Annotated in this window: 8 protein-coding genes and 2 tRNA genes; 8 read left to right on the forward strand and 2 right to left on the reverse strand. The window is 59.2% G+C overall.

Going from position 1 to position 10,199, the window contains the following annotated elements; all coding sequences use genetic code 11:
• The 4 genes from QP995_RS09855 (at position 1) to QP995_RS09870 (ending at position 5,964) form a co-directional block, all read left to right on the forward strand.
• On the forward strand, positions 1-663 hold the full coding sequence (locus tag QP995_RS09855; RefSeq protein WP_005511606.1) for a DciA family protein: 663 nt from the start codon (positions 1-3) through the stop codon (positions 661-663).
• Between the two features lie 289 nt (positions 664-952).
• Positions 953-2,992 (forward strand): DNA topoisomerase (ATP-hydrolyzing) subunit B, encoded by a 2,040-nt coding sequence (gene gyrB / locus QP995_RS09860; RefSeq protein ID WP_016421743.1) that lies wholly within the window; start codon positions 953-955, stop codon positions 2,990-2,992.
• A 96-nt stretch (positions 2,993-3,088) separates the two neighbouring features.
• Complete coding sequence (locus QP995_RS09865; protein ID WP_016421744.1) at positions 3,089-3,964, forward strand: alpha/beta fold hydrolase; 876 nt, start codon at positions 3,089-3,091, stop codon at positions 3,962-3,964.
• Between the two features lie 47 nt (positions 3,965-4,011).
• Complete coding sequence (locus tag QP995_RS09870; RefSeq protein WP_284853162.1) at positions 4,012-5,964, forward strand: alkaline phosphatase family protein; 1,953 nt, start codon at positions 4,012-4,014, stop codon at positions 5,962-5,964.
• A 13-nt stretch (positions 5,965-5,977) separates the two neighbouring features.
• Here the strand turns inward: QP995_RS09870 and QP995_RS09875 are convergent, their stop codons facing one another.
• Together QP995_RS09875 and QP995_RS09880 are read right to left on the reverse strand one after the other, a co-directional pair.
• Positions 5,978-6,316, reverse strand: coding sequence for a hypothetical protein (locus QP995_RS09875; RefSeq protein WP_016421746.1), 339 nt, complete (start codon positions 6,314-6,316; stop codon positions 5,978-5,980).
• A complete protein-coding gene (locus QP995_RS09880; protein WP_070827216.1) occupies positions 6,313-6,540 on the reverse strand; it encodes a CopG family transcriptional regulator in 228 nt (75 codons plus the stop codon). The genes QP995_RS09875 and QP995_RS09880 overlap by 4 nt, the downstream gene beginning before the upstream one ends.
• Positions 6,541-6,809: 269 nt before the next feature.
• Between QP995_RS09880 and gyrA the strand changes: the two genes are divergently transcribed.
• From gyrA to QP995_RS09900, 4 genes are all read left to right on the forward strand, one after another.
• Positions 6,810-9,326, forward strand: coding sequence for a DNA gyrase subunit A (gene gyrA / locus QP995_RS09885; protein WP_239272498.1), 2,517 nt, complete (start codon positions 6,810-6,812; stop codon positions 9,324-9,326).
• A gap of 4 nt (positions 9,327-9,330) precedes the next feature.
• Positions 9,331-9,663, forward strand: coding sequence for a DUF3566 domain-containing protein (locus QP995_RS09890; protein WP_049170131.1), 333 nt, complete (start codon positions 9,331-9,333; stop codon positions 9,661-9,663).
• Positions 9,664-9,866: 203 nt separating this feature from the next.
• Positions 9,867-9,940, forward strand: a tRNA-Ile gene (locus QP995_RS09895).
• 31 nt (positions 9,941-9,971) lie between these two features.
• Positions 9,972-10,044, forward strand: a tRNA-Ala gene (locus QP995_RS09900).
• Positions 10,045-10,199 lie beyond the last annotated feature (155 nt).

The raw sequence follows: 10,199 nt of genomic DNA on the forward strand, positions 1-10,199 counted from the left end.
ATGGTCGAGAACATGGAGCCGGATAACTCACCGGAAGAGGAAAACGACCTGATCAGTGACGCTTTCTTCCGCATGCGCGATGCCGCTAAGGAGGGCGGTCACAAGTTACCGAATCTCCAGCGGCCACCGAAGAAGAAGGGCTCGTGGTCTGGCCTCGATAGCCGTGTGCCTGTGAAGGCCGCGGAGGGGATCGTTGCGGACGTCGATAAGCAGCGGGCAGCGCAAGCAGTGGTGCGAGATCGTGCCGGTACGGTGATTTCGCCGAGCTTATTGAAGGAGGCGGGGATTCGGCTGTACCGGAAATATGACCGTCGACCTGCGCCGATTGGTGCGGTGCTGAATAAGGCAGTAGTCGATCGCGGCTGGCAGATCCACATTGCCCACGGTGTGATCATGACGGAGTGGGATTCGATGGTCGGCAAGGTTGTCGCGGAACACTCCCAGGTCAAGGAGTTCAAGGACGGCACTTTGGTGGTCGAGTGCCAATCGACAGCCTGGGCAACACAGCTGCGGCTGGCACAGCGACAGGTTTTGAAGTCGATTGCGGAACGCGTCGGCGATGGGGTGGTTGAGGAAATTAAGGTGCTGGGGCCAAAAGCGCCGAATTGGCGCAAGGGCAAATTGCACATCGAGGGCCGAGGACCGCGTGATACTTACGGGTAAAGGTCGGTAAACGGTCTACGATTAGCCGTCGGTATGCGTAAAACTGCGAAATTTGGTCCTTTGAGCGCATCGGCTATATCCACAGTAGGGGACTACGTTGGGGTAAGATGGGCAGGAGAATACCGGCAGGCGGTTCTTGAGACGTTATCGACTTCCAAACTAGCCAGACCTATCTAGTAGTCCTATGTAGTTCTGGCTGGCGCTGATAGCGCTTGACCGCCGGCCTATTTTTCGCGCGCTGACGAATGTTGCGCGGGGAGAGAACCAAGAATAGGAGACGCGCCGAACCGTGGCTGCTACCGAACATCAATATGACGCCTCATCGATTACCATCCTCGAGGGCCTCGAGGCCGTGCGTAAGCGGCCGGGTATGTACATTGGCTCGACTGGTGAGCGTGGTTTGCACCACCTGGTGTGGGAGGTTGTAGACAACTCCGTCGACGAGGCGATGGCGGGTTACGCCACCGATGTTGAGGTCACTCTGCTGGAAGACGGCGGCGTTCAGGTCCGCGATAACGGCCGTGGTATTCCTGTCGAAATGCACCCGTCGGGTATGCCGACGGTGCAGGTGGTTATGACTCAGCTGCACGCCGGCGGCAAGTTTGACTCCGAGTCCTACGCTGTCTCCGGTGGTCTGCACGGTGTGGGTATTTCGGTGGTTAACGCGCTGTCGACGCGCATGGAAACCGAGGTCATCCGCGATGGCTACACCTGGTACCAGAACTTCGACCAGGCTGTTCCGGAAGAAATTATCCGAGGTAAGAAGACTCGCGGTTCGGGTACCACGCAGCGTTTCTGGCCGGACCCGGAGATTTTTGAGACCACCGATTTCAAGTTCGACACCATTTCTCGCCGCCTGCGCGAGATGGCGTTTTTGAACAAGGGCCTGACCATCACGTTGGTGGACAAGCGTGTCTCCGAGGAGGAGCTCGAGGCTGAGGCTCTGGCGGAGCAGGCGGAGACCGAATCCGCTGAGATCGCCAAGGATGCGGTTGAGGAGCAGAAGGAGAAGGCAGAGAAGACCACCAAGCCGAAGGAGCGCCGCAAGGTCTTCCACTACCCGAATGGTCTGCGGGACTATGTCGAGACTCTGAACAAGTCGAAGAACATCATCCACCCGACCATCATTTCCTTCGATGCTGCAGGTGACGGCCACGAGGTCGAGATTGCAATGCAGTGGAACTCGGGTTACTCCGAGTCGGTGCACACCTTCGCCAACACCATTAACACCATTGAGGGTGGCACGCACGAAGAGGGCTTCCGTTCTGCGTTGACATCGCTGATGAACCGCTATGCGCGTGAGCACCGCCTGTTGAAAGAGAAGGAAAACAACCTCTCCGGCGAGGACTGCCGTGAAGGTCTCGCTGCCGTGATTTCGGTGAAGGTCGCCGATCCGCAGTTCGAGGGCCAGACGAAGACGAAGCTCGGTAACACCGAGGTGCGTTCCTTCGTCCAGCGCATGACTAATGAACACATCGGTCACTGGCTGGAGGCCAATCCGGCTGAGGCCAAGGCCATTGTTAACAAGGCCATTGCTTCGGCACATGCCCGTCAGGCGGCTCGTAAGGCCCGTGACCTGGTACGTCGTAAGTCCGCGACCGATCTTGGCGGTCTTCCGGGTAAGTTGGCGGACTGCCGCTCGAAGGACCCGAAGCAGTCCGAGCTGTTCATCGTGGAGGGTGACTCCGCAGGTGGTTCTGCAAAGGCAGGCCGAAACTCGCTGTTCCAGGCCATTTTGCCGCTGCGCGGTAAGATCTTGAACGTCGAGAAGGCGCGCCTGGATAAGACGCTGAAGAATAACGAGGTCCAGGCCATTATTACGGCGCTGGGCACCGGTATTCACGACGAGTTCGACATCGAGAAGCTGCGCTACCACAAGATCGTGCTGATGGCCGACGCCGATGTCGATGGTCAGCACATTGCCACGCTGCTACTGACGCTGCTGTTCCGCCTGATGCGTCCGCTGATTGATGAAGGGCACGTCTACCTCGCCCAGCCACCGCTGTACAAGCTCAAGTGGGCCAAGGGTGAGCCGGGCTACGCCTACTCCGATGCTGAGCGCGACCAGCTGCTGGAAGAGGGGCTGGCTGCCAACCGCAAGATCAACAAGGACGATGGTGTTCAGCGTTACAAGGGTCTCGGTGAGATGAACGCCGCTGAGCTGTGGGATACCACCATGGATCCGGATCACCGCGTGCTGCGTAAGGTCGCCCTCGAGGACGCGCAGAAGGCGGACGAACTGTTCACCATTCTGATGGGCGATGACGTCGCTTCACGACGTTCGTTCATTACCCGTAATGCGAAGGACGTTCGCTTCCTCGACGTCTAAGCCGGTACCTGGTTTTAGTTTTCGCCTTGTCGGTTCCCCTGACAAAACCTCAGTTCAGCCATTAATGTTTATGAAATGGAAGATACTCGGGGAAGCATGGTCAACGGGGAACCGCCAGTCGAGCCACGTATTGTGCAGGAGACATTGCCAGATGGCTCCGTGACCCCGATGGCGCTTCGGTTTCCCGAAGGTTCGCCTCGGGGCATTGTCGTTATTTGGCCGGGCTTTGGCATGGGTGCTCGCTACTACCGGCCGATTGCCCAAGAGTTACAGCGTCGAGGTTTTTGCGTCCTGACCTCGGAGTTGCGCGGCCAGGGTAACCAGACTGCGGTGGCCACCCGCCGTCACAATTGGGGCTACCAGGATCTCGCATCGGTGGATTACCCGCTGGCCGTGGCGCGTGCCCGCAAGGAGTTTGACCACCTCGCGGCAGGGGAGAAGCTACCCGTCTACTTGCTGTGTCATTCCATGGGCGGCCAGATTGCTTCTCTGTATTTGGCCCGACCGGAAGCGGATGTGGCCGGCGTGGTGATGGTCGGATCCGGCACCCCGCACTATAGGTGTTTTACTGGCAAGGAGTACAAGCGGCTTCGCTACGGCGCACCGTTTATGCAGGTGATGTCCCAGATCCTGGGCTATTGGCCAGCGGGCAGGCTTGATTTGGCCGGCTATGGCCGCCAGGCTCGTAACCATGTGGTGGAGTGGGCGCGGTTCTCGCGCACGGGCTTTCTGCGACCGCGCGGTGCGGATATCGACTATGCCGCTGAGTTGCCTAAGGTGACCACCCCGGCGCTGCTGCTGAACTGTGGTGGTGACCGTGACTGCCCGGAGGCCTCCGCACAGGCGCTGGCACGGATGCTGCCGAATTCGGCAAAGTACGAGTTCATTGAGCAGCGGCTGGGCCACAATCGCTGGGCGCGTGAGCCGCAGGCTGTGGTTGACCGTTTCGAGCGATTTATCGAGGAGAATTAAGCGGCAGTTCGCCGGCTGGTAATCTGCGCTTCTTAACGTAGATGCCTATGGCAACTTCACCTAAAAATATATCTGAGTTTTCCCGTCGACATTTCCTGCAGACTGCCGCAGGAGTCGGTGCCGTCACCGCTGCGAGCACGCTGCTGCCGCCATCATTGCGCCATGCACTCGCGCAGCCCCGACCGGCTGGCTCCCTCGACCAGGTTGAGCACGTTGTCGTGTTGATGCAGGAAAACCGCTCTTTTGATCACTACTTCGGCACTCTCCGAGGTGTGCGGGGGTACAACGACAATTCCGCTTTGCCGGGTGTTTTTAACCAGAGTGGGATTAGCCCGTACCTAATTCGAAACGCTGCGAATCGCGGTGATCTTTCGGTGGAGTACATTGCAAGCCTTCCGCACGGTTGGGAGGACGGGCAGATTGCACTAAACGGTGGACGCTGCAACGGCTGGATTGAGGCTAAGGGCAAAGGCACGATGGCCTGCTATGACCGTCAGGACATCGCGTTCCAATTCGCACTCGCAGAGACATTCACTATCTGTGATGGCTACTTTTCTTCAATGCCTACGTCGACAAGCCCGAACCGTAACTACCTCTTCTCGGGTGATACCAAGAAAGAACCCGGGGGCACCGGCGCAGTGGGCAATGCCGCGTACGCACCGATGCACTCAGGATATAAGTGGCGCACCTACGCTGAGGAGCTCACGGAGGCTGGAATTTCGTGGCGCGTCTACCAGGAGTGGGATAACTATACGGATAACAATCTGGATTTCTTTGCCTCGTTTAGGGATATTGGCCGCAAGGTCATCCGCGAGGCCGGACTGCCAGGGCTCGATCTGACTGGCTTTTATGAGTTGCTTGGGGCGATGGGTGATGGCACGCCGCCGACAGCTGAGCAGCAGGACATGATTGATCGACTGAATGCGGCCGTGGAGAAGCTGCCTGAGGCGGAACGGGATCTCTATGATCGCGCGCTGCACCGTCGCCAGCCGGGCACGCTCGCTGATGCTTTCCGACGGGATGTTGAATCTGGGGAGCTGCCAAAGGTGTCCTGGATTGTGCCGTCGGCCGCGGAAAGCGAGCACCCGGGAGCGTCCTCGCCGATTCAGTCGGCGAATATCACTTACCGCCTGTTGGATGCGTTGGCCTCCAACCCGGAGGTGTGGGCCAAGACCGTCTTCCTGATTAACTTTGACGAGTTTGATGGTTACTTCGACCATGTGGTGCCGCCGCTGCCGCCGAAGAATGAGCCGGGGGAGTGGTACCTGGGCAAGCCGAAGGGGCTCGGGTTCCGTGTCCCGATGACTGTCATTTCACCGTGGTCGGTGGGTGGTTTGGTGTCCTCAGAGGTCTTCGATCACACTTCGGTGATCCGTTTCCTGGAGCAAGTCACCGGCGTGAGCTGCGGAAATATCACTGATTGGCGTCGTCGGGTATGTGGTGATTTGGTATCCACACTGGACTTCTCGGCGTCTACGGGAATGCAGCTTCCAGAGCAGCCGGGACCAGCGCCGGAGTTTGTGAAGCGCTGGGAGGCGGAGCCGGCCGGTGACTATCCTGTGCAGGAGTCCGAGCAGGCGACCGCGCTGCCGACACCGTACCGGCTGCACGCCTACCTCAAAGGCGGCAATCTTGTGCTGGTCAATGACGGTTCCCGTGAGGCTGTTTTCGCTGTTTACAGTGGCAATAAGGTGGAGCATCACACGGTGCTCGGTACGTTAGAGCTGCGAATTGGACTCCTGGAGCGCGCACTTACCGTGTGCGGCCCGGACCGCTTCCTGCGTGTATTCAGCAAGACGGCGAAAGAGTTGCCGGAGGTCACTTTGGAGCACGCGGCGGGACGTGTTCTAGTTGGCGGGCAGGACCGGACGGCTGATTATGTCCGTGATGGTTGGTACGAGGTTGAGCTGGCTGAAGGTGAGGCCACGGCGTATTACACGGGCCGGCTGGAGTCCGGCAATCGCATTCCGACCAGCCCGTTTACCCGAAAGAGTGACTAGGCCCTGTCCCCGGCTAAGTGCCGCCTTTGACCAGATCCCACGTCTCTGCGAATGACAGCTCTTCGCCGTTGGTGGTGAGGAGTATGTGTGCAAGTAGTGCGCCCAGTGCGGTGTTGCCAAAACTTAGTGGTTTCACGTGAAACGTTGCGTAAGCGACCGCCTGCGCTGCCGCAGAAATCGCGGGAAAGCTACGGTGACCAGCAATGACTCCTGAGCTGGCGGCGACAATAGCGCTGATTGTCCACGGCCTCGCAAGTGTAGCGTCGACCAATTCCGGCACTGTGGCCACCAGTTCATCGGTGGCCGCCAGGATAGCGGCCTCGCTGAGAGGCTGAATCTGGGGCGTGCTCATTCCTGTGCTCCCCGGGGCCTTGGGGAGCTCAACTTTCGCAGCAGCGCCATGTCAGTATCAATTACGCTTGCCGTAATTTCCCGAGCCTGACCTTGCTGAAGGGCTCTCGCTGCGGCGGATTCGATGGCGCGAATGGCGGCCTCGTGTTTAGACACGCCCTCCATGTGCGCCAGCAGCGCCAAGGCGGTGTCCTGTTCTTTCGTGAGTCTCAAGGTCATCGCCATCGCATTTGCTCCTTGCTATCTAACTGCGCTTCTTAACTGCGCTAGTTTGTTTCTCGCTATCAGGCCTAAAACCCCAGATTTGATACCACAATGGTATCGAAAAGTTGCACACGGCGTCGAAAAGCGGGCTCTAAAGCCCTGTAGAATGGATGCGAACCTCTTTTAAGTAAAGGAAGCAGTCATTGAGCGACGATAACAACAACGACGGCTCATCTTTCGGAAGTGGAGTATTGGGCCACCAGGTTCGCCCGATCGACATCAATGAAGAGATGCAGTCGAGCTATATCGACTACGCCATGAGCGTGATTGTTGGCCGTGCGCTGCCGGAGATCCGTGATGGTCTCAAGCCGGTGCACCGCCGCATTCTCTACGCCATGTTCGACAACGGCTACCGCCCGGAGCGCGGCTATGTGAAGTCCGCAAAGCCGGTTTCGGACACGATGGGTAACTACCACCCGCACGGCGACAGCGCTATTTACGACACCATGGTGCGCATGGCGCAGCCGTGGTCCATGCGCTATCCGCTTGTCGACGGTCAGGGTAACTTCGGCTCCCGCGGTGACGACGGCCCCGCAGCTATGCGTTACACCGAGGCCCGTCTGACGCCGTTGGCCATGGAAATGGTGCGCGATATTCGCGAAAACACCGTCGATTTCCAGCCGAACTACGACGGTCGTACGACAGAGCCGGTTATTCTGCCGTCGCGTGTCCCGCAGCTGTTGATGAACGGCTCCGGCGGTATTGCCGTCGGTATGGCCACCAACATCCCACCGCACAACCTCCGTGAGGTCGCGGATGCCATCAACTGGTGCCTGGACAACCCGGAAGCGGATGAAAAGACCACGCTGGATGCGGTCATGGAGCGCATCAAGGGCCCGGATTTCCCAACTGCCGCCCAAATTGTCGGCGATAAGGGCATCAAGGAGGCCTACACCACCGGCCGTGGTTCGATTCGCATGCGCGGTGTGACCTCGATTGAGCAGGAGGGCACCCGTCAGTCGATTGTCATCACTGAGCTGCCGTACCAGGTCAACCCGGACCGCATGATTGCCAACATCGCGGATCAGGTCAAGGACGGGCGTCTGCAGGGCATTGCCTCGATTGATGACGAATCTGACCTGAAGTGGGGCATGCGTATCGTCGTCAAGCTCAAGCGCGACGCCGTACCGCGTGTGGTGCTGAACAACCTGTACAAGCACTCCCAGCTGCAGACCAGCTTCGGTGCGAACATGCTCGCCATCGTCGACGGTGTGCCGCGTACGCTGCGCATTGACCAGATGGTGACGCTGTATGTCGCCCACCAGATTGAGGTCATTGTTCGACGGACCCAGTTCCGCCTGGACGAGAAGGAAAAGCGCGCCCATATCCTGCGCGGCCTGGTCAAGGCCCTGGATATGTTGGACGAGGTCATCGCTCTGATTCGCCGGTCTGCCACGGTTGATACCGCGCGCACGGGCCTGATGGGTCTGCTCGAAATCGACGAGATTCAGGCTGACGCCATTTTGGCGATGCAGCTGCGTCGCCTGGCTGCTCTGGAGCGCCAGAAGATCATTGACGAGTTGGCTGAGATCGAGCTCGAGATCGCCGACCTGAAGGACATCCTGGCCAAGCCGGAGCGTCAGCGCGCCATCGTCAAGGAAGAGCTGGGCGAGGTCGTGGAGAAGTACGGCGATGACCGTCGTACCCAGATTGTGGCCGCTGAGGGCGACGTCACCGAAGAGGACCTCATCGCCCGCGAAAACGTGGTTGTGACCATTACTTCCACGGGCTACGCCAAGCGCACCAAGGTCGATGCCTACAAGGCCCAGCGCCGTGGTGGCAAGGGCGTGCGCGGTGCGGACCTGAAGCAGGACGACATTGTCCGCCACTTCTTCGTCTGCTCCACGCACGACTGGATTTTGTTCTTCACCAACAAGGGTCGCGTCTACCGACTCAAGGCCTACGAACTGCCGGAGGCCACTCGCGCCGCCCGAGGCCAGCATGTCGCCAATCTGCTGGAGTTCCAGCCGGAGGAGCGCATCGCCGAGGTGCTGCAGATTCAGAGCTACCAGGACAGCCCGTACCTGGTGCTGGCCACCAGCGAGGGCAAGGTAAAGAAGTCCCGTTTGGAGGACTACGAGTCCGCTCGTTCCGCTGGCCTGATTGCCATCAACCTGCGCGAAGGCGACTCCCTCATCGGTGCCCGTCTGTGCTCTGCTGACGATGACCTGCTGCTCGTCTCCGAGCGCGGCCAGGCTATCCGCTTCACCGCCTCCGACGACGCGCTGCGCCCGATGGGCCGCGCCACTGCCGGTGTCCAGGGCATGCGCTTCAAGGGCGACGACAAGCTGCTCAGCATGGTCGTGGTCGAGGAAGAGCACAACCTGCTGGTCGCAACGACCGGCGGCTTCGGTAAGAAGACCAAGCTCAGCGAGTACACCCCGCAGAACCGCGGCGGTATGGGCGTGCTGACGCTCAAGTACGACCCGAAGCGTGGTCCGCTGATGGGCGCCCTGGTGGTCGACAACGACGACGAAATCTTCGCTGTCACCTCCGCCGGCGACATCATCCGCACCAACGTCAACGAGATTCGCGCCACCTCGCGTGCTACTAAGGGCGTGCGCCTGGTCAACCTCGCTGACGGCGTGGAACTGCTGGCTATCGACCGCAACGTCGAGGATGAGGGCGAAGAGACCGCTTCTAAGGTCTCTGAGGCCGGAACCTTGGACGTAGTCCCGAAGCGCACCGGCGCCACCAAGAGCACCGGTGCTGCCGAGTCCGGTGACTCGGAGGCGGAGAAGGAGTAAGCGCATGGCCGAAACTAACTTGGTAGTCGACAAGGTGAGCCCCTGGTCCGCCATGCGCATTACGGCGGCCACTGGTTTCATTTGCTTCCTCGTCTGGCTTGCCGCGGTTGGCCTGCTCTACCTCTTGCTCTCCGGGATGGGATTGCTCGCTCCGATTAGTGAAATGGTCGGCGGGGAGGATTCCATCAGCGCGGGTCTCGTCCTTGGCCTGGCGGCCGCTGTAGGAGCGCTGTGGTGGGTGCTGTCGATTGGGCTCATGGCCCTCGGCGCGGTTATCTACAACGCTTGCGGCGGTCTCGTCGGAGGTCTCAAGATTTCGCTTGCCGACGACAGCTAGGCTGCCTAGCCTCCCGCTGGCCCCGGTGTCACCCCCGTTCGGTGGCCCCGGGGCCGCGTTGGTTCAGAGGTGTTTTCAGTGATCTGGTTATGGAGTAGCCGTAATGACTACTTAATGACTGCTTTTTAACTCAACATTTAGGCCGCTGACCAGGCGATTTGTGAAGTGTCATGGTTACGGGTTAAGTTATATCTCGTTCCACGGGGCCTATAGCTCAGGCGGTTAGAGCACTTCGCTGATAACGAAGGGGTCGGAGGTTCAAGTCCTCCTAGGCCCACTGCCGAACAAGGTATAATTGCTCGGTGTACGGGGCTTTAGCTCAATTGGTAGAGCACCTGCTTTGCAAGCAGGAGGTCAGGGGTTCGATTCCCCTAAGCTCCACAAGGAACAAAATCCCCCGGTCGTAAGGCCGGGGGATTTTTGCGTTTTGGGGATGTAGAAGGGGAGGGGTGAGTAAGGGGGTTAAGTAAAGAAAAGTGTGTCTTTTCCGGGCGTGTTGCGGTTATTTGATCCAGCCTTTTTGGATGCCGAGGTTG

The organism is Corynebacterium sp. MSK032 (assembly GCF_030232065.1).
Taxonomy (GTDB): Bacteria; Actinomycetota; Actinomycetes; order Mycobacteriales; family Mycobacteriaceae; genus Corynebacterium; species Corynebacterium jeikeium_D.